The 20,663-nt window shown below is 45.1% G+C and carries 16 protein-coding genes, 1 pseudogene and 1 riboswitch; all 17 genes and pseudogenes read right to left on the reverse strand.

Going from position 1 to position 20,663, the window contains the following annotated elements; genetic code table 11:
* Positions 1-155: 155 nt before the first annotated feature.
* Entirely contained in the window at positions 156-902 is a 747-nt protein-coding gene (locus tag AC1DLM_RS14540; protein WP_477570361.1) for a TerC family protein, read from the reverse strand.
* A gap of 217 nt (positions 903-1,119) precedes the next feature.
* Positions 1,120-1,701, reverse strand: a complete 582-nt coding sequence (locus AC1DLM_RS14545; protein ID WP_171629231.1) for a TerD family protein — start codon at positions 1,699-1,701, stop codon at positions 1,120-1,122.
* A gap of 38 nt (positions 1,702-1,739) precedes the next feature.
* A complete protein-coding gene (locus tag AC1DLM_RS14550) occupies positions 1,740-2,339 on the reverse strand; it encodes a TerD family protein (protein ID WP_477570362.1) in 600 nt (199 codons plus the stop codon).
* Between the two features lie 231 nt (positions 2,340-2,570).
* The gene (locus AC1DLM_RS14555) at positions 2,571-3,920 is read right to left on the reverse strand and encodes a TrkH family potassium uptake protein (protein ID WP_477570363.1); all 1,350 of its coding nucleotides are present in this window, start codon (positions 3,918-3,920) and stop codon (positions 2,571-2,573) included.
* A gap of 29 nt (positions 3,921-3,949) precedes the next feature.
* On the reverse strand, positions 3,950-4,750 hold the full coding sequence (locus AC1DLM_RS14560) for a sugar phosphate isomerase/epimerase family protein (protein WP_477570364.1): 801 nt from the start codon (positions 4,748-4,750) through the stop codon (positions 3,950-3,952).
* Between the two features lie 157 nt (positions 4,751-4,907).
* A complete protein-coding gene (locus AC1DLM_RS14565) occupies positions 4,908-6,965 on the reverse strand; it encodes an RICIN domain-containing protein (protein ID WP_477570365.1) in 2,058 nt (685 codons plus the stop codon).
* Between the two features lie 23 nt (positions 6,966-6,988).
* Positions 6,989-8,557, reverse strand: coding sequence for a glycoside hydrolase family 76 protein (locus AC1DLM_RS14570; protein ID WP_477570366.1), 1,569 nt, complete (start codon positions 8,555-8,557; stop codon positions 6,989-6,991).
* Positions 8,558-9,113: 556 nt separating this feature from the next.
* Positions 9,114-10,214, reverse strand: a complete 1,101-nt coding sequence (locus AC1DLM_RS14575) for a glycoside hydrolase family 76 protein (protein ID WP_477570367.1) — start codon at positions 10,212-10,214, stop codon at positions 9,114-9,116.
* A 114-nt stretch (positions 10,215-10,328) separates the two neighbouring features.
* Entirely contained in the window at positions 10,329-11,195 is an 867-nt protein-coding gene (locus tag AC1DLM_RS14580) for a carbohydrate ABC transporter permease (RefSeq protein ID WP_477570368.1), read from the reverse strand.
* Positions 11,196-11,206: 11 nt separating this feature from the next.
* Positions 11,207-12,094: a carbohydrate ABC transporter permease gene (locus tag AC1DLM_RS14585; protein ID WP_477570369.1), complete on the reverse strand. Its 888-nt coding sequence runs from the start codon at positions 12,092-12,094 to the stop codon at positions 11,207-11,209.
* 58 nt (positions 12,095-12,152) lie between these two features.
* Entirely contained in the window at positions 12,153-13,490 is a 1,338-nt protein-coding gene (locus AC1DLM_RS14590; protein ID WP_477570401.1) for an ABC transporter substrate-binding protein, read from the reverse strand.
* Positions 13,491-13,683: 193 nt separating this feature from the next.
* Positions 13,684-13,998: pseudogene (locus AC1DLM_RS14595) on the reverse strand (glycoside hydrolase family 125 protein); the annotation flags it as partial.
* A gap of 256 nt (positions 13,999-14,254) precedes the next feature.
* Positions 14,255-15,385, reverse strand: coding sequence for a GntR family transcriptional regulator (locus tag AC1DLM_RS14600; protein WP_477570370.1), 1,131 nt, complete (start codon positions 15,383-15,385; stop codon positions 14,255-14,257).
* Between the two features lie 166 nt (positions 15,386-15,551).
* A complete protein-coding gene (locus AC1DLM_RS14605; RefSeq protein WP_477570402.1) occupies positions 15,552-16,457 on the reverse strand; it encodes a DMT family transporter in 906 nt (301 codons plus the stop codon).
* Between the two features lie 186 nt (positions 16,458-16,643).
* A riboswitch (FMN riboswitch) is annotated at positions 16,644-16,795 on the reverse strand.
* A gap of 56 nt (positions 16,796-16,851) precedes the next feature.
* Positions 16,852-17,976 carry a Ger(x)C family spore germination protein gene (locus AC1DLM_RS14610; protein ID WP_477570371.1) on the reverse strand — a complete coding sequence of 375 codons (1,125 nt, stop codon included), beginning with the start codon at positions 17,974-17,976 and terminating at the stop codon, positions 16,852-16,854.
* Complete coding sequence (locus tag AC1DLM_RS14615) at positions 17,973-19,085, reverse strand: GerAB/ArcD/ProY family transporter (protein ID WP_477570372.1); 1,113 nt, start codon at positions 19,083-19,085, stop codon at positions 17,973-17,975. The genes AC1DLM_RS14610 and AC1DLM_RS14615 overlap by 4 nt, the downstream gene beginning before the upstream one ends.
* A complete protein-coding gene (locus tag AC1DLM_RS14620; protein ID WP_477570373.1) occupies positions 19,078-20,604 on the reverse strand; it encodes a spore germination protein in 1,527 nt (508 codons plus the stop codon). Before AC1DLM_RS14620 ends, AC1DLM_RS14615 begins: the two co-directional genes overlap by 8 nt.
* Positions 20,605-20,663 lie beyond the last annotated feature (59 nt).

The following is a 20,663-nucleotide window of genomic DNA, read 5'->3' on the forward strand; positions in this document are numbered from 1 at the left end:
CGCGGCCATTCATGGATGAGCGACCGCGTTTAGAGGTTGGTTTTATCGCCAATATGAAAGCAGTTTTCGGGAACCGAAAACTTATACTTTCCTATGTGGTAAACAAATCCCTCCTTAGCGGAGGGATTGCCCATTGGTTACTCGTAAGATTAAGTTTAAGATTCTTTAACCGATCCAGACTTGTTCTTTTTAGGAAGCATGCTTAGAATAATTGTTCCTCCGAACAACGCAATAATGACGGAGAAGAAGATCACATGTGAGATGTGGAAGCCGAATGCTCCAGCAATCATTTTAAGACCGATAACGATAATTAAGATAAACGCTGTTCTCTCCAGTTCCGGGATCTTGTCAATGAGCTTCAAGAAGACTTGCGCCACGCCTCTCATCATGAGGACGCCTAAGATACCACCTAAGAACAATACCCACACCTTGTCGCTCACACCAAATGCGGCAAGAACGCTATCGACACTGAACGCGATATCCATGATTTCTACGGCAAGAACGGTACGCCAGAAGGAAAGACCTTTATTCTTGACTTCCCCGCCTTCGTCGCCATGCTTCTTCATGAAGAGGTTACTATAAGCAATCCAAAGGAGATACAACCCACCGGCTACCTTAATCCAGGTAATCTGTACTAAGAACGTACCCACACCAATGGCGATAAACCTAAATATGTAGGCTCCTAATAAACCATAAAATAAAGCTCGCTTCTGCTGTTCCTTAGGCAAATGCTTAACCATTACAGCAAGTACTAGCGCATTATCTGCAGAAAGTAATCCTTCGAGAAGGACGAGTGTACCGATAATCCCCCAGTTTACGGGATCAGTTAGTGTTGACGAGAGTACGTCCCAACTAAAGAAATTCATAAAATTATCTACAAAGCTTTGGAAAAAGTCTGACATTAAGATGGACCCCCTGTTTAATTGCTATTCATCCTTACGCGATCTTCCTCATCTATCTCATTCACCGATTACACAATTCGTCTACTCGGATCATTGAATTCCAATCCATAACGCAACAAAGCTGGTCAAGTGAACACCATTTCTCGAGTTGAATTGATTAAGAAGAGTAGGGAGGTGATGCTCCAGAAAGCACCACCCTATTCCAATAGACTTCTTATTAGGAAGTTTGTAAACCATAATCACGTGCCAAACCTGCTAGTCCATCTTTATAACCGCTGCCGATTGCACTAAATTTCCACTCGCCGTTATTGCGGTAAAGTTCGCCGATAACAACACCTGTTTCAATGGAGAAATCCTCGCCAAGATCGAAACGGATTAATTCCGCGCCAGATCCTTCATTCAACACACGCACATAAGCATTGGAAACTTGTCCAAAGTTTTGCGCTCTTGCTTCCGCATCATGAATCGTAATGCAGAATGCGATTTTCTCTGTTTCAGCTGGTACTGCGCTAAGATCAATTGAGATAACTTCATCATCGCCATCGCCTGCACCTGTACGATTGTCACCTTTGTGCTCGATAGAACCATTCGCATTTTTAGTGTTGTTGTAGAAAATAAAATCGGATTCGTTGCTAACTTTACCAGCAGCATTCGCTGCAAAAATGGAAGCATCCAAATCGAAATCTTTACCGCCATCATATTTGTTCGTGTCCCATCCTAAGCCAACAAGAACTTTCGTCAAACCTGGGTTTGTTTTCGTTAAATCGACTTTCTGACCTTTAGATAATGAAATAGACATGTGAAATACCTCTCTTTATATGGGATTTGGCTGTGCCATTATTGATATCTTTTGACTAATTGTCCAATGGTTGTGTCTGTATTGCCTTCACCAATTGCACTGAATTTCCATTCGCCGCTGTGTCGGTAAATTTCACCAACAATGAGAGATGTTTTGCCTAAATAGTCATCAGTTAAGTTAAACTTAACCAACTCTTGTTGATTAGAACCATTCAATACACGGATATAAGCGGATTGAATGAGACCGAAATCTTGCTTTCTATTCACACAGTCATAAATATTCACGACGAATACGATTTTACTCACATCCGCAGGAACTTGTCCCAAATGAATAGAAATTGTCTCATCGTCACCATCGCCATCTCCGGTACGGTTGTCACCAGAGTGAACGACTGAACCATCAGGGCTTTGTAGATTAGCAAAATAAATCACATGCTTCTGATTCGTTATTCTTCCCTTTTCATCCAATAAGATAACGGAAGCGTCACAATCGATCTCAACGGCCGATTTCTTTGAGCCGAAGAACCCCTTCTTCTCAACAACAGCAGGATCCCAACCCAATCCAACCACAACTTTAGAAAGACCTGCGTTACCTTTTGTTAAATCAATCTTCTGACCTTTGACTAAACTGATTGTCAACGAGGTCACCTCCCTTCGCTTACCTGTTTTAGTGAACTCCCTTATCTGATACGCATGAAATTCAATCACGTTTCACTTTCCTGGGTAAATTATTTGTTAATTCGACTCCAGTAGTCAAAATCCCCCAGAATTCAAAAGAAAAACAGCCACAGGACGATCCTAGGCTGCGTTTTATCTTATTATAACATTTTACAACTTATGGTATTCAATAATTTTCCACTGGAGGGCTAATCATCCAATGATGAGCTTCTCCTCTGGGTACCGGATGACCGGTTTCTTTTTCCCATTGGTAAACAGGGAGTAAAACAAGAACAATCCGATGCGTCCAATGAACATGAGCACGACGAGTGAGATTTTGCTAGCGGTACCAAGATCTGCGGTAATTCCCGTGGATAAACCACACGTGCCGAACGCAGACGCCACCTCGAATAGGATCGCAGACACTCCCCAACGGTTAGGTTCAGCTATCAGCAGGACGAAGATCCCTCCGAGAAGCAGTGCTATACCCGTTAGGAAAAACACAAAGCTTTTGAGTGAGTCCTCTTGGCTTATCATCCGACCGAATACCTTCGGTTCTTTCTCCCCGCGCGCATAAGTAATAAGGGCAAGGACAATAACGGCTACGGTCGTTGTTCGAACACCGCCCCCCATAGAGGATGGGCTTGCCCCAACAAACATTAAGATAGAAACAAGCAATAAGCTTGCCTCTGTAATGGTAGACATATCAATCGTTGTAAGTCCAGCGCTGCGCGATGTGACGGATGTGAAGAGTGCGGTGATTATTTTCCCATGCCAGCTCATCCCTGCCAACGCATGTGTTCGCTCCGTCAACCAGAAGCCGATCGTTCCGAACAGTAGCAACACCGATGTCGTCACGAGGGTCAGCTTGGTAAAAAGGGAGAAACGGAAATTCTTATGCCCGCCMCACCAATATTCTCGCAACTCAGCCACGACAGGGAACCCAATCCCGCCTAATACAATCAGGAATATCGTAAGCGCCTGAACGAAATAATCACTCGAATAATTCAGCAAGGAGTTGCCGAATAGATCAAATCCAGCATTCGTAAATGCGGAAATGGTATGAAACATCCCATAATACAGTGCTTTCCCAATCGACCCGTATTCACCAGTAAAATAAAAATACAAGCCAAATGCCAATGTACTAATCGCCTCTAGAATCAGCGTAAAGCCCAACACTAGCTGCATTAACTGAACCAATCCAGATAAATGGTGGCGATTCTGGTCAATCATAATCATCTTTCGCTGCAGCAATCCGATTTCCTGACCGAACAATAGCCAATAGAAGCTCCCCAATGTCATGACGCCGATCCCACCGAATTGAAAAGCAACGATAAGTACGCCAATACCGAAATTGCTAAGCGTATCCGTGATACCAACCGTCGTCAGACCTGTCACGCTGACTGCACTAACAGATGTAAAGAGGGCGTCCACGAAAGAGATCGTGGCGCCCGGTTTTAAACTAATAGGTAATTTAAGAAGAATAGCAATTAGAAAAATACCAATCACATAAGCGATAACAATATGTCTTGATGCTGGCATTTTCTTTAGTTTATTGAGCATGATTATACCTTCAACTGAGAGTAATAAGATTAGATACTCTTATATTGTCCTTTGAAATGTTCTCCCATCCAAAGGCAAACTTCCCATAAATCTGCAACAGGTTGGTTGGTGAATGGCAAGGTGTGCAAATACCCTGGGGGCCCAAACTCTGGCGTAAAGGTGATTGTCGTTAGTCCTGCCTCCTGCTTCGCTTGTACGATGCTATCCCACCAGCTCATGTGCCTCTGCAATTCGTTTGCATACTCCGGTGCTCTTGGATCTGGCACTTGAGGTCCTTGTGCATAGCCTACTCGGCCATGAATATGCTGGACACGGGAAAAGGTTTTATGCAAATTCTCCTCTTCATTCTCTAAGGTGGTCTCGGTTACACAGCACCAGTGGCTGTAATCGGCTGTTAGGTTGATCCCAGGCACGGCATCTAGCAGTCTGCCTGTTTCCCATGGATTATACAAGGCTCTGCCGCGATGCGTTTCATGACCGATCGCAATCCCGTATCTTTTCTCAATTTCAGCCGCTTCAAGAAAGAATTCAACTTGCTCTTCAAAAGGCATCGAATCCTTGGCGCTGTGGGATGTAATGCTAACGGGACGAAATGAAACCGCCCGTGCCACTTGCTCAGCAAAAGAAGCGATATGTTCAGGTCCAGCGGTAAACACCATGGAAATATAGTCCAATTGATTGGCTTCCAACAGCTTTCGGAAGCGATCTTCATCGGCAAGTGTCGGCATCGGTGCCTCAATTCCCACATAACCCGCTGCTGCAATTCGTTCAAATTGGGATTCTAGCGAGCCTTCCATGCCCCACAATGCTTTAAATAATTTGATTTCCATCTTTCATAGCCCTCCTCAACACAATCAATGAGTCAAGCTTAAATCATCTTACATTATTTTACTAGTGCAATTTTTTAACCTAATCCTATGCTAGAAACTCGGAAAAAGGAAACCCAAGGACATCCTTCATCCTCGGGCTTCCTATGGTCTATTCTATTCACTGTACCTTCATGTTATCTAGATTCAAATAGTTGTTGCTACCTTTCGCAGCATCGAATATCAGAGATATCGTATTGCTGCCGCTATTTAAGTGAACATTCGGGATTGTAACGGTATTATACGAAGTCCAGCTCCCCGTACCGGCAAACGATACATTGTTAACGACGCCTACGCCGTTCACATAGAGATATCGTCCTGCTGTTCCTGCTCCGCCAGCATACCGGAAGGTCAAGTTGTAATTGCCAGATGCACTCGCAACTACATTAAAGTCTACCCATTGACCGCTCGAATTCCAGCCTGCTACATAGCCATTTCCAGTGAAACCGCCATTCGTAGATTCCGTAGAAAGGGAATGAAGAGAAGCCGCTTCTGCTTCATAGGTAATATCCGTTTCGATAAGCTGGAAGGCCATGTTATCAGCTGCAGCATAAGGCCATTGAATAAATGTACCCCCGCTAATCAACGAGTTATTGGCAACATTTAGCGATTTGCCGGAAAGTCTGTTCGTTATTTTATAATAGCCTTGAGTAAGCCCTTGGATTAGCCATTGATCGTTGCCAGTTGTACCATAATCCCATTGAAAAACCTTCGCACCATCACTTAGAGAGGCATTCTCGATAGCTAGCGCCTTCCCGCTTTTTACATTCATAATCTTATAGTAGCCGCTATCTGTAGCCGTAATGACCCACTTATCATTCTGCGCAATTCCCTTATCCCATTGTAGAATGTTCGCTCCGTTTGAAGTCGAGGCTCCATCAACAGCTAACGACAAGCCATTTGATTTCGGGGATATTCGGAATGTTTTACCCGAAGTAATCGCCCCTGTTGCTGCCTCCGAGCCCGTGAGCTTCAACATAACAGAACCGTGTGAGGGCACATTTGTCGTATAACTTGTTGTAAAAGATCCCACATTCGTTTTGGCCCACAAATCTCTTACAGAAACTGTGGAGCTCAACCCAAGGCTTGCAAAATTGACTGTCATATTCGCTGCTGCATTCGTACGATTTAACAAGACTATGGCTCTGGTTCCCGACGTCTGCAATAACTTTGAATAAACCTGGAGTCCTCCAACATCACTGACCAATACGCCCTGTTTACCCAAAGCGTCTTGATCCACAGCAATCACTTCGGCATTCATAAGCGTATCTTTCGTTGCTTGATTCATGGCTGCTAAGTTATTGCCAGCAATGAGCGGTGATGCCATGATAGCCCACATAGACATATGAGAACGGTATTCGGTATCTGTCATCCCTTCTCCAAACACAGCGCCAGTTCCGTAGTTGCCTACCATCAGCATATCTGCATCGTTCCAGCCTAAAGTTGGGCCAGCGAAGTTAGCAAGAGGAGAGTTCTGGTCAATAATCCATGTGACTCTGTCCCAGAAATCGAAGATATCATCCGTCGTTCGCCAGATGTTTCCTGTAGCAGGACCCCATATCCAAGGCTTATTCACCCCCCAGTTACAAATGCTGAATAACATGGGCCTTCCAGAATTAGCTATAGCATCTCGGATGATGCTGTAACGCGTTTGTGGATCCAAGGTGCCATGATCACACCAATCTACCTTGGTATAGTCCACACCCCACGCTGCGAATGTAGCAGCATCTTGAGCCTCATGACCATACATGCCTGGCCTTCCAGCACACGTGGTATACCCAGCATCCGTGTAGAGTCCAAATTTTAAGCCTTTACTGTGAACATAAGTGGCAAGTGCTGCCATTCCACTTGGAAATTTGACGGGGTCTGCGATGATCGTGCCATCAGCAGCTCTGCTTGTTTGCCAACAATCATCGATCACAATGTAGGTATAGCCCGCTGCTTTCATGCCGCTACTGACTGCTGCATCCGCTGCTTGCTTTATTTTATCTTCATCCACATTACATCCGTAAATGTTCCAGCTATTCCAACCCATTGGAGGCGTCACCGAAAGACCGTTGTTTAAAGCTGCCGCTTTCTGCGGAAACAAATAGCCTGACATGATCAATGGCAATGTAATAAGAAACACCAGCAATACCTGCCGTACAAAATGCAATTGATTTCGCGCTTCTCTTATCATAATTACCTCCATTTTCAAGATTTTTATAAACCAGTCATTCGGTCTATATTCAAATAGTTCGTATTACCTTTCGAACTAGCAAATCCAAGTCTGATCGTGTTGGACCCTGCCGCTAACGTAACCGTTAAGGAGACGGTATTCCAGGTACTCCAGTTCGAGGTACCATTGAAGGTGAGATTCGCAGCCACATCAACACCGTTCACATTCACGTAACGGCTCGCATTTCCAGCAGCTGCCGCGTATCGGAATGTAATGGTTTTGGTTCCAGCTGTATTTTGATTCACATAGAAATCGATGGATGTGCCATTCGTATTCCAACCTGCCACATAGCCTCGGCCATTAAAGCCAGTCTGCGTGCTTTCATTAATCATCCCGCTGCCGCTTACTAAGGTACGCCTTGCATTTTCGGCTTCATACACACCGTTGCCAGCAATATTTCCTGTGTAATTATCCGCCGGCGCAAGTTGTAGAATGGAAGCTCCTGCTGCGGCTGCTAAGCTTTGGATATAGGCCGTGCCCGTTGGTGCCGTCCAATCGCTGCCGATGATACCATCTGAAGTTCGTCTGTGGTTCCACGCTTGTGTGGCATTTTGCTGCAAAAAGTTGAGATATTGAGACTGACTAGCCTGTACGCGAAGCTGGTTCAGATTGCGGGCAAAAACCATTTTGAAACCAGGCGCGTCATTTTCCCCTTCATATAATAGCGTGGTAGCTGAAGTCATTTTGTCGATGACATAATTGGCAGCATTATTCGCATCCGTCAAATAACTAGCTGTACCCGTAGCCATGTATAACGCTGTAGCTGCACCTAGATAAGTGCCGTAATTGTACGTAAAGTCCCAATCCTTCACGATCCCAGCTCCTGTGCCTTCCATATGATCATTCACTTTGCTGCCATTAACTAATTTCGTTTGAATCCAACTGTAGATTTGCTGCGCTTTCGTTAAGTAACTGGCGTTATTGTAAGCATTTTTCAGCTTAATCGCGGTCATGACCATAGGCGCATTGGTAGCCATATTTTTCTGAGCATTGGTGCTGGTTTCCGGATTCTGCGCATCCGATCTCCACCAAATTCCGCCGCCATAATAAGTGGTATCCCAGCTCGCATAGACGTGATCAAAGAGAAAGGAGCCACGGTTCAAATATTCTTGTGTTCCCGTAATCTCATAGGCACGCAGACAGGCAAGCGCCCACCAGCCGAGGTCATCATTAAATTGATTCGCTACCATGTTCGTGTATTTCGCATTGAAGCCCGTGTAAATATCATCAATCATCGTGCGATAGGTGCTGCTTCCTGTACGTTGGTACGCATCCATCACCGTTTCCCATAACTGCGCCTCCCACCAGAAGTCCGTGTAGAGTCCACCGTTTGGACCATATGCATGTGCGGCTTGAATCTGATGATCACTGTTCGTGTAGAAGTATTTAGACGATGAATCGTAAAAAGTATTTACGAATGAAGTCATCGCGGCATCTGCATTAGCTGTCGTGAAAGCAGAAGCGCGATTGGCACCTCCCCATGCGGTTAGTAAAAGAACCATGACTAAGCTAAGACTTACCCATCTGGAAGCTGTTCTTATGACAAAACTCATGACCAACAACTCCTTTTCTATTAAAAGTTGCTTACAAAAACTTAACGATCCCACGATTGTATGCGCTTACAAATATATCAAATTCACCTCCTCTCGAATGAATTTCCTCCATCCTGTGTATCTGTAGCTCCTTTCTTGCGAATTGCCTAGGTCCACTGATATTCTAACGGACACCACGACCGTTATTTCTAGCAAATTTGCTCGTTTCAGAATTTAACGGACATGATGGACGTTATTATGGTAATAATCCCCCACTTGTTGATGGATTCCATGAAATAACGTCATCTGTGTCCGTTAGATTGTCAAAACCTCATATTTTAGGCAAATAGCGGCTCGCATGTCCGTTAGCTAGTTTTGAGGAAGGTGAGCCTGGGTCTGCGGTCTGCGGTCTGCGGTCTGCTCTCAGCTCTCAGCTCTCAGCTCTCAGTTCTCAGTTCTCAGTTCTCAGTTCTCAGTTCTCAGTTCTCAGTTCTCAGTTCTCAGTTCTCAGTTCTCAGTTCTCAGTTCTCAGCTCTCAGCTCTCAGCTCTCAGTTCTCAGTTCTCAGTTCTCAGCGTTCAACGCTCTTTCAGTAATCCCTTCTCCTCCAAAACAGCCATTCTCTCCAACAGCATGACGCCGCTTAAATGAACGCTCAAGTCCTCCGCTGATTCAGGCGAAGTGACCCACGACTTGCTGAACATCTGGCGCTGTTCATCTCTCCCATAATCCCATAGGCTATTCGCATTGGTTACTAATATGTCTAGGGACTCCTTCTGACTGGGGTCCACTAGTACGAGTTCAGCCAAATAGCGAACAAATATGCCTTTGAACAGGCCGCCATCGCCATTGCTTTCGCTAGGCAGCATTCCTGTGATTGGACTGGTCAGTCTTGCTTTCGAAGCTTGAGCGGTTCGCGATGCGTCAGCTAGATAGCTCTTGTCCCCCGTTGCTCGGAATAGCTCAACGCCCGCTCCTATGTAAACACCTTGGCAGTAAGAGAACTCCCAGCTCTTATCAATCTTGCCGTCTCCCTCACGGTTTTTCCCGTCCCAGACAAAGCCTGATTCCGGATCCACGAGATTCGTCTTCTGCCAATCGTATATCTTGATCGCCCATGCCAAGTCTTCCGCATCGCCAAACTGCTGATACAATCTCACTGCAAGGATGACGGCTGGAGCATTCGCCGGTGTATTCTTATAATCCATCTGCGGCTTGCGCCACGCAATACCCCCGCCTTGCTCCTCATTCCACCCTGTCTTGATATCTTCCCATAGCAGCAATGCCGCTTGTTTGTACTTGTCTTCGCCTGTCGCCTCATAAGCTCGAAGCCATGCTATCGCTAACCATTCCATATCATCATAGAAATCATTGGGCCAAGCACCGCCATTGCGATCTAACATACCTTGGTACATATTGGCCAAATAGCCTTTAACCTCGCTATCTCCCGTTCTTACATAAGCATCTACCAACGTATCTACGCCATGTGCCTGCCACCAATAGTGGAATTTCTCATTGCATAAATCGTTGCACGGCGATAAATTATCAAATAAGTTCCGCTTACTGTTCCAATATTGCTTCATCAATCCCGCTTGCGCCAGCGCTGCTCGCTTCCCCCACGTATCCGTCTTCGCTTCTTCATTCACCTGTCCATCCGTCACGATATGCTCATTCCCCATGTTCATCACTCCCCAGATTGCCACTATGATTAACCCAACTCCGACAGCCGCTAGGGCTATTCGCATACTCCATCGCTTATTCAATCAAATTCACCTTCGAGTCTGACTTGCGGATTACCCTTTGGTTCCTGTAAAAGCAATCCCCTGCACGAAATACTTCTGTAAAAGCAGGAACAGAATCAGAATGGGAACGACAGCAATTAATGCCCCTGCCATCAAAGGTCCGAAATCAACCTGCTTGTTATACGTAAATGCGGCTAAGCCCAACTGAATTGTTTTCTTGGCAGGATCATTCAGCATAATGAGCGGTCCAAGGAAGCTATTCCAGCCTGCCTGAAAGGTGAAAATACCTAATGTGGCTAAAGCCGGCTTCGCCAGCGGCATATAAATATTCCAATAAATGCGGAGCTCGCCGCTCCCTTCGATACGTGACACCTCTTGCAAATCACTCGGTAAGGATACGAAAAACTGCCGCATGAAAAACACAGCAAATGATCCCGAAGCTCCTGGCAAAATAACAGCCCAGAACGTATTTAAGAGTCCATTCCCTCCTCCGCCAAGCCAGTCATTCCCACCTAAGAAGGGGATATGCTTCAACACAAAAAATTGCGGAATTAGGGTAACGACGCCAGGAATCATCATGGCGGCGAGCAATATTTTGAACATCGTATCACGGCCTCTGAATCGAAGCTTTGCGAACGCATACCCGCTCAATGAACCTAATAATAGATTGAACATGACTCCCATAAAGGCCAAGTAAAACGAGTTCTTGAAATACAGTCCAAACGGGACTAGGTCGAAAGCTTTTGTGTAATGTGAAATCGTCAAGCTAGAAGGAATCCACCTAATCGGCAGCATGAAAATCTCTTCATCCGGTCTAACTGAAGTGACTAAACTCCAAACAAAGGGAATCACCATGACTAGGCAAACTGCGATGGAAATGAGATACAAAATCGACGTATGCAAATACTTTGGTTTCAAAGTCCACCCTCCTAGATCATGGCGTCTTCTTCTTTGTTAAGCTTCATATTCATGAGTGAGAATACTAAGATCAGAAGCGACAAGGCGAAAGCCATGGCGTCGGCATACCCCATTTGCAACTGCCCGAAGCCTTGCTGATAAATATAATACACCGTCGTCTTGGTCGAGTTCGCAGGACCGCCCTTGGTCAAGACATAAGCTTGATCGAAGAGCTGGAGTGCGCCAATAATCGCCATGGTGCTCACAAAAAATGTCGTCGGCCTTAGAACAGGCCAAGTAATGTAGCGAAACGATTGCCAAGCATTCGCGCCGWCCAACTTTGCCGATTCATACAGATGCTCGGGAACACCGTTCAATCCAGCTAAATAAATGATCATGTTCGCACCAACAGATTGCCATAAGGTCACGAATACGATGGAGATCATCGCATAGGGCATTTCTCCCAGCCACGAGGGTCCCGTAATGCCAATTTTGCTCAGCAGCTCGTTCACAAGTCCAAATTCAGGATTCAGCAGCCAAATCCAGACCGTTGCAGCTGCAACGCCTGATGTTAGCGTTGGTAAATAGCCTGCTGTGCGGAATAATTTCACTCCGATCCGTTTACGCATAAAGAGAACAGCCATGGATAACGAAATGGCGATATTCAAAGGAATATACAGCACCGAATAGAACAAGACATTTTTCAGTGTCGTCCAAAAGGTAGGATCATCCACGAGTCGCTTATAGTTTGCCAAGCCTACAAAATCATTCTTGCTAACGATGTCATAATTGGTGAAGCTTAGGTACAGCGCCATAATCACGGGAATTACGGTAAATATGACAAACAGAAATATTGTCGGCGTAATGAAAAAGTATCCCATTCTAGCTTGATGCCGGCTAAGCTTGCTAACGGATGCCATAGATTTCCTCCTTACAAGAAAGGGGAAGATCAGGATCACCTTCCCCGTGTGCCTCTATTTACTTGCCTGCCGCGTTCTGATCCAGCAGCTTATCTCCTTGCTCTTGCCCCTTCTTCAAGGTCGTTGCCGCGTCCTGTTTGCCTTGAACGAATAAATCCAGATTCGGCATCAATCCATCCACTTCCATGACGGAATAGCCAGGGTGCTGCGGACGAATCTTCGCGAATTCCAGCGTATCCATGAACGGCTTCCAGTTCGGATCATCTTTAAAGAACGGATCCTGCATCGCTGGCTTGAACCCAGGAAGGTTCATACTTGTTTTAGCCCATAAGAGCGCATTGTCTTTATTCGCCAACCACCATTTCTCGAATTCCCATGCCTCTTCTTTGTGTTTAGAGCCTGCAGGAATCACGAGACCGAAGCCGCCCATGACGCTTCCTTTGCCGCCGTTAGGTCCTGTTGGTGGAGGAACAACGCCGAAATCAAGCTCTTTGCCGTATTTTTTATACGTAGACAACATCCAAGGACCTGTATAGGTCATCGCTACTTTACCTGTAACGAAGGCATCCGTGCCTTCACCTAGCCCTTTTTCAAAGCCAACTTTATATACCTTATCTTTGTTGATCAGTTTATCCCAGAAGTCCAGCACCTGCTTGCCTTGGTCATTATTAAAGTTCGTTTTCTTCATATCGCTAGTTATCATGGAGCCGCCTGCTTGCTGCAGCCACATATTGAATAGGCCATTATCGTTCATCGACATCCCGGAGCGAACCAGCTTATCGCCTTCCCATACGGTTAACTGCTTAGCTGCATTCTCCAGCTCTTCCCACGTTTTCGGAGGTTGAAGTCCTTTTTCAGCGAATAACTTTTTATTATAAAAGAGTGCTCTCGCATCAACTGTCAAAGGAAGACCGTACAATTTATCGCCGGAAGATAGTTCTTTGAGCGCTTCATCGTAGTAATCCGTGCGTTTAATGTTATCTCTTTTCATATATTCATCGATGGGATGAAGGACATTCTTGGAAGCATATAGAGAAGTCCGCCATCTATCCCAGAACATCACATCCGGAGAGCCTCCCGAGGTCGCAGCAGTCAGAAACTTCGTAATCATGTCTTCCTGAAGCACGTACTTCACTTTGATTTTATCCTGTGACTTATTGAAGGCATCCGCCATCATGACGAATTGCTTTTCACCTTCTCCACCCCAGTCTCCCCAGAAGGTAATTTCTACTGGCGCTTTGGCCGCTGGCGCGGTCGATGCCGAAGCTGCTGGTGCCGTTGTTCCTTCAGGCTTCGTAGTTGCTGTCGTTTGGTTCGTGTCTGTTTTTGATGAACAGGCTGCTAGGCTCAGCGTTAATGTCACAGCGGTAATGACAGTCATCCATTTTTTCATGATTCTTCCTCCCTTTTATATGAAACAAGCTACTTTTCCCACGCCTATGTTAAAAGGGGTTACCCCCGCATAACCAAGTGTCATTTCCGAACTATTTTCATAATCGAGAGACCGCACACATCTTCAGCAACTTTCCCCTGATACAAGTGGCTAATTGAAGGGCTTCGGCGCTTATAGCATGATCCAGCCAAACTTAAGCAGCGATCTCGGCAAGGTAGCCAAGCACCACAACAGCGAACATGTTCGCGGGCACCAAATAGCCATATGTACAAGCGTCGTCACTCGGGCGAAAACCAGACCACGTCATGTCGGTATAGCCAACTTCGCTGCCAAGTCCTTCTCTAGTTAAGGTATCTGTAGCGGGACAGTTCATCCGTTGGAAGCGATAAGGGGAATGGGTTTCATGGTATTGCTCTACTCGTCAAAGCTGAAGTATGGAAAGAAGGGCCGCTCGAAATTCGTGCGTAAAATGGGAGGTTCTGCCTGTTATCTTCCATAAGAAGTAACTGATCAATGAGATTGTAGATCGATGTCGGCAGCATAGCAGATTTCCTCATCGGGTGAATCATCTCCCTTAACTTGGAAATAAAACGCTTACATTTATGATTATAGGCGAACAAATAACGTTATGTCAATATGTATTTGTTATATTATTTACATATCATTTAGATGGATTAATATATTAACTTATAAAGAAAGAGATTGCTAGTTTAGCAATCTCTTGTATTGGCCTTACTATACGGCTGTATGTGATTCCGATATTCCGATCATCTAGCTGGACCTGTAGACTCTCCGATGATTAGCTTGGCGTCCAAAGTCGTTCTATTCGACACTTTCTCGCCGCGCTTGAGCTTCAGTACGTTCTCAACAGCCAGCTTGCCGATTTCATCCTCATTCTGAATCATGTGCGTAAACTGATAGCCGCTGCCCAGCGTAGTTGGTGGACTATCAAAACATAGGATAGAGATATCCCCTGGTATCTGAAGTTCCATTTGTTCCACTGCTGCCTTGGCTAGTAAGGCTATATTATATTCCATCGCGAATAAAGCTGTTATGTGCGGATTGCTCCGCAAATGCGTCTTGATCATCTCGATATCTTGATTCATATTGGGTTGATGGAACGAATTCGGAAGCGTAGACGTAATCTCATCCAACCACAGGGATCGGTCCACGAGAACCCCACGTTCCGCATGAGCACGTACGAAGCCCTCGATCCGATCTTCGATCGCCGTTGTATCCATAGGCGGCGGCGTGAGTAAGCAGATTTGCTTATGACCCAAATCAAGCAAGTAATCCGTACCTGTGCGTGCAGCACTGATGTTATCTGTACTGATCGAAGCCGCAGCTACCCCTTTGAGGTGACGATCCACCAACACTAAAGGGAACTGCTGAATGACTAACTTCAGGATTTCCGCATTGTAGAACTCCCCTTGCGCAGGAAATACAATGATGCCATCCACGCCTAATTCGAGAAACGCACGAATCGCTTTCTCTTCATTCTCAGGCAAGCCGAAAGAACGGCGCAGCACAAGGAAACTATCGTTGTCGGCTGAGGCACGCTCCATGCCGTAAATCATTTCCGTCCCGAACGTATTGCCGAAATCCGTGATGACAAGGCCGATCAACGTATGTTTGGCCCGATTCTCGGTAGACGACGCTTCCGCTGATGGCTCGCTTTCATCCGCGACAAAAGAGCCCTTCCCCGGCTTACGGACGATCAGTCCAACTTCGGCCAGCATCTCCAGCGCCTTTTTGCTCGTGATCCGGCTCACGTTATAGTCATCGGCCAATTCCTTCTCGGAAGGAACACGGTCTCCAATGTTATATTTGCGTTGTAGAATCTCTTCCCGCAGTGTTTCATATATTCGCTCATAAATGGGTCTTGAATCTGTCGACATTGCTCCCCACTCCCTACTCCCAGCCAAATGTTATATCATATATTGATATTAATATATCATGTTATACGTCTTTTGGAAAGATGGGAGTTGGGAGTGATTCTTAGTTACTTGAGTGGAATAATCCACTGTAAAGGGAACATACAGCTTAGATTCCATACCCCAGCCTCTATTGCCCCCTCTGGTTGCTCTGCCGGCTCATAAACCATAGCGTCAACCAGATAAGTATAAACCCGAGCAGCTGACCTATCGTCAGCTTTTGACCAAATACAAGCCAGTTCATACAGACCCCAATTGCAGGGAATGCAAGTTCAGCTAACGTCGCAAAGAACGCTTTGGTKGTGGACAAGCCTTTATAATAAAGCAGCATGCTGAGCAGGCCTGGGAAAAAAGCTTGGAACAGCAGGTTTACCGCGATAATCGTCAGCTCACTGCTCGAACCGTTCAGCCCCCAATGGTCACCACTTGCTAAGAGAACAATCGTCAGAAGTGGCAGTGCCAGCAAGAAGCGAAGTGAGGTCACGACTGGAAAATCCAACTTTTTCTGAAGCAGGAATTTCCCCATCACCGTGGAACCACCCCACAGAACAGCCGCCAATATGGAAAATAAGCAGCTGATTGCACCTAAATCCTTCAAGCCCATGCCAGGCAAACCGAGGCCGAACGTCAGCAGATAGGTACCTAACAGGGCCACCCCGATATAGGCGAAAAACTTCGATGGCAATGTCTCTTTGAGCAGCACACGAGCTAGGATAATTGCGAATAAGGGCTGTAGTTTCTGTAGAAGCAAGATCGCATTGGCGCTGCCATGAGAGAAAGCCGCGGTGAATAGAATGGTGGCAATTGCCGAGCCACCCCAAGAAATGAACAGCAGCGCTCCAATAACAGCAAGTGAGAGCTTGCCTGTTAACGTACGACGATACTTCATCAATACGGGCACAGCGTAAATGGCCAATAGAACATGTTCGATGAATACGATTTGCGCCGAGGTAAAGCTTTTCAATAACAAGATGCGAAACAGAGGATCCAGTCCCCACAGGGTTGCGCCAAGTGCGACATACCAGATCCCGCTCATACCACTTGTACGTATGGATTGAGAAGTCGCACCCTTGCTACCAAACTTAAATACATTTTCCAATTCAAAAACCTCCTAAAGAACGTTTTGAATTGAACCTTCTCGAAGAACAATGCCCCCGCTCATGATAATGGCGGKGGCATTGACAAACAGACCTGTTAAATAATGAAATTTAACAAGTTTGTTCTTCACCTTCTCTCATCCGGACTATACCGTCGGCCTTGGAATCACACCAAGTCAGTCCCAGCCATTACTGACTGGGAGTCGCGGGCTGGAGATACACGCACGCATGTATCCTCACCGCCGGTAGGGAATTGCACCCTGCCCCGAAGGTTCATATTCGATTAAGTGTATACTATCAGGTTACAGTTTAGTTGGCAACCTTTTTTATCTCTTATTGAATCTGCCCCAATCGCACGATCTGCATATCTACATGAACATCATAGGAGGCAGATTTATACATCTCATGCCAAGTATCACTCGTCAGATTCGAGTGGTAAACCCGACTGCGGTAGATTTCTCCAAATCCGACCGGATCCGAGTTTAAGGACGTTAATTTCTTTAGTAAAACATTTATTTGCTTTTCTGATTCTTCATTCATTCCTTTTTGCAAGGCTTGAATGACACTGGCTTTACCAAGATCAAGCTGCGCAGAGCTTTCCGTAAGCATTCCCTTCAATTTGATATTGACCTGAAACTTCAGTGGGTTCTGGCTGATCAACTTTTTACTGCTATGGCTAGATATTTCCTCAATAACGACACGTACCGTCTTATCTTTGATATCCCTGACGACATCTCCCAATTCTTTCGCGTCTAAAGATAGTTCTACACTCCCTGCTTTATATCGATCACGAATCGTCTTAAGGAAGAAAGCTTCCTTGGGGTTCACGGTTCCTACCATTTTATCACCACTAAAAACCGCCACATCTTTGAGCTCTACAGAATCACCTTTTCTTTGTAGAAGCGGTACCATGGGATCTGCCGTGGAATATAAGGCTGAGAGAAATTCATGCAGTGTGCCTGAAACTATCTGTTCGTCGAGAATATTCTGGTGGATGTTATCTACAATAAACGATCCGACATCTGGGAACTGTTTATATTTATGCATTAATAGATCCTCTGCACGATCTTTGCTGACGGCCATATAAACAGTGCTGGCAATGGAGGCATCCCGAAATAAGGTATCAACCAACGGTAAAAGACCTGCCTGGGCAAGTCTATAGTCATAAATGGCGACTCGCAGCTGACCTGAGACGACTTTCTTATTCGATTTGCGGTTCGCAGCAACACGTGCTCCTTTACTGGTCAACCCCTCAGAAGTGATCGCAAGGACAGTGGATTTGGAATTAGGATCGATCTGATGGATCACATAGGTTGCATTAATTTTATTGCCTTCACCTTGGTCATAGCCGGCCGCGATGGTCATTCCTAATTTCTCCAACACATTTCTCTCCAAGCCTAAGCTGACCGCCAAAATGCATACAAGCAACACAAGGAAAATAAGATTGAATCTTTTCATGCGCTCACCTCTGACTGACTCCTTTTCTTATGCCTCCAGAAATGAAATTGAACAATTACGAAGAGTATCACAGGATATACATATACGATATAGACAGCCCATTTAGCAAATAGATCGTTCATATACTCGATCTGAATCCGAGATTCAATGGAAGAACAAGCGAGCCAAGCAGCTCCCATGAATGGATACAGCCAGTATTTTTGTTTCCATGCAAAAGTACGTTTAAGTCCTTTCGTCGCTGCCCAGCTATACATGAGGAGATTGGGCACGATAACTAATAACCATAAGCTAACACCGATATATTCAAACCGTTCCAAAAACGGAAATTTGATGATTTTCAGCATCGTAAAGGTAGCCCAATCTGTCTTCAAAAGTTCCCCACCGCTAAAGAATACAATGGAAACAAACATAACTGCCGTGTACACAAGGGTGACACTCATTAAACCAATTTGGGAATACCACTGAACTTTGGACTTCTCTTTGGCAAATGCATAAATAAAATAGAGAATTTCAAACCCTGTCATCGTAAAAGACATCGAAAGCACCCCTCTACTCAGTTTACTGAGATCCGCCTCCAGTATGGGTAATACTCCCGTCCATTCCGCATAAATTAGAGGAAAATATAGCAGAATGACTAACCAAACTGTAATGGTCACAAATATAAAGCATGCGCCTACAATCGTTCGTAAGCCTCCATTTACCCCATAAAACACCACACTTGTAATTAATAACGCTAGCAGCCATTGCGGGGCATTCGGGAATAACCAAACCTGAATCATTTCGATATAGTTGCGCATTACAATGATAGTCGCACATAAGAAATAAACCATATAGATTAGATTCATAACATGGCCGAGCAATTTTCCGTAAATTATCAAATGAATCTCATAGAGGTCCTTATCTTCGAATTTCGCTAACGTTTTAATCATCAACCAAACTACGAGTTGTGTGATGATCCCTGCAAGGATGACAGCAATCCACGCATCATGGCCAGCGATTCGAAACACAACTCTTTGATAACCAGGAAGCCCTACGCCTACTTGCGCGTCATGGATAATAAACATAAGTAGAAAACTGCTATACATATACGTTTGTTGTGTTTTACTCATCGATATCCGTGTTTCCCTTCGGGATGTTGTCCCCATTATTGGCGAATACGGAGCGTTTCGGGGCCAATTGGTAAGGGAATCTTAGGAGGCCATCTCGTTTGTTTTTATTTTCAATCGTATAGGGAGGATAGAAATACGGCTGTCCTAAACTAGACTGTCGTAGCAAATGCAAAATTAGAAAAGCAATGCTTATCGCGATACCTAAACCGCCCATGATACCTGCGGATAAGATGATTGGAAATCGGATAATCCGTATCGTATTCGCCATGGCAAACACCGGTGTAGTGAAGGAGGATAAGGCGCTTAACGCTACGATAATGATTAAAATATTGCTGGTGAAGCCTGCTTGTACTGCTGCCTGCCCAATGACGATACCGCCAACAATCCCCATGGTTTGACCTACTTTCGAAGGCAATCTTGCACCCGCTTCACTTAGTAGCTGAATGATCGTTTCCAACATAAGCGCTTCAACAAGTGGCGGAAAGGGGACTCTGGCACGTGATTGAGCTAAAGGGACCAAGAATGCCTGTGGAATGATTTCATAATGGTACGTAAGAGAAGCCACATACGAGGCTGTTGCGAATAGAGAGATCGCAATACCCACGATTCGCAATCCACGAAAAAACAACCCTGTAGCCCATCTATAATAATAATCTTCAATCGATTTAAAAAAATCAAAGAACGTCGTAGGACAGATAATTACCTGCGGGCTCCCGCCAACCACAATAACAACCTTTCCTTCAAGGAGTGGAAATATGGCCCGATCCACCCTCTCAGACGTAATCATTTGCGGAAAAGCGGAGCTGGGATTATCATCCATCCATTGCGTCAAAATCGTTGCATCCAGTAGCGCTTCCAAATCCAATGCTTGAATCCTGTTATAGATATGAGTTACCATTTCTAAATCGGCCCGATTGCTTAAATAGACGAGTCGAATACTCGTTTGGGTATTTTCACCCAAATTCATGGCAATCTCGCATACATCAGGGTTCGGTAAATATTGATGGATCAACGCAACATTGGTTTCCAGATTTTCCGTAAAAGCAATTTGCGGGCCCAAAATTTGACTTTCATTTTCCGGCTTAGATAAGGCACGTTCTCTTCGTTTCGCGGTATTAGCTAGAATACCGTACGTACTGCCACTTATGTGGATATACGTCCAGCCTTTCAAAATATGTTGCTGCAAATGGGTCCAATTATCTTCGGTCAGCAACTGTCCTATTGGAATTAAATTAACCAGCTTTTCAGGTAAGAACGTATCTTTGACTTCAATTAGTCGATTGAGAATTTCTTGGAAAAGAATTTCCGAATCCACTAAATTGCTTAGATAATAAACGCCATACGTCACGTCAGTGGTCAATTTTCTACTAACAAAGTCAGGAAACATGCGAAACGTTTCTTGGAATTGTGTATTCATTTGATCCAATTCAGCTACAAAGTGAAATGACGAAGTGTCCTTCACGATTGGCTTATTGAACTTGGGTTTGGATTTGAAAAGTATATTTTTGATGGAAAACATGGGTCCTGCTCACCACGATTCTGACATTTCGAGAGTATGACTATTCTGCTCTAGATCCG

The sequence above is a fragment of the Paenibacillus sp. 01T442 genome, from assembly GCF_056398345.1.

Excerpts from the sequence above, each read along its gene's own strand:
- AC1DLM_RS14620 (WP_477570373.1), bottom strand. The coding sequence starts at position 20,604 with ATGTTTTCCATCAAAAATATACTTTTCAAATCCAAACCCAAGTTCAAT.
- AC1DLM_RS14575 (WP_477570367.1), bottom strand. The coding sequence starts at position 10,214 with ATGGGGAATGAGCATATCGTGACGGATGGACAGGTGAATGAAGAAGCG.
- AC1DLM_RS14540 (WP_477570361.1), bottom strand. The coding sequence starts at position 902 with ATGTCAGACTTTTTCCAAAGCTTTGTAGATAATTTTATGAATTTCTTT.
- AC1DLM_RS14560 (WP_477570364.1), bottom strand. The coding sequence starts at position 4,750 with ATGGAAATCAAATTATTTAAAGCATTGTGGGGCATGGAAGGCTCGCTA.
- AC1DLM_RS14570 (WP_477570366.1), bottom strand. The coding sequence starts at position 8,557 with ATGAGTTTTGTCATAAGAACAGCTTCCAGATGGGTAAGTCTTAGCTTA.
- AC1DLM_RS14615 (WP_477570372.1), bottom strand. The coding sequence starts at position 19,085 with ATGAGTAAAACACAACAAACGTATATGTATAGCAGTTTTCTACTTATG.
- AC1DLM_RS14565 (WP_477570365.1), bottom strand. The coding sequence starts at position 6,965 with ATGATAAGAGAAGCGCGAAATCAATTGCATTTTGTACGGCAGGTATTG.
- AC1DLM_RS14545 (WP_171629231.1), bottom strand. The coding sequence starts at position 1,701 with ATGTCTATTTCATTATCTAAAGGTCAGAAAGTCGATTTAACGAAAACA.
- AC1DLM_RS14610 (WP_477570371.1), bottom strand. The coding sequence starts at position 17,976 with ATGAAAAGATTCAATCTTATTTTCCTTGTGTTGCTTGTATGCATTTTG.
- AC1DLM_RS14600 (WP_477570370.1), bottom strand. The coding sequence starts at position 15,385 with ATGTCGACAGATTCAAGACCCATTTATGAGCGAATATATGAAACACTG.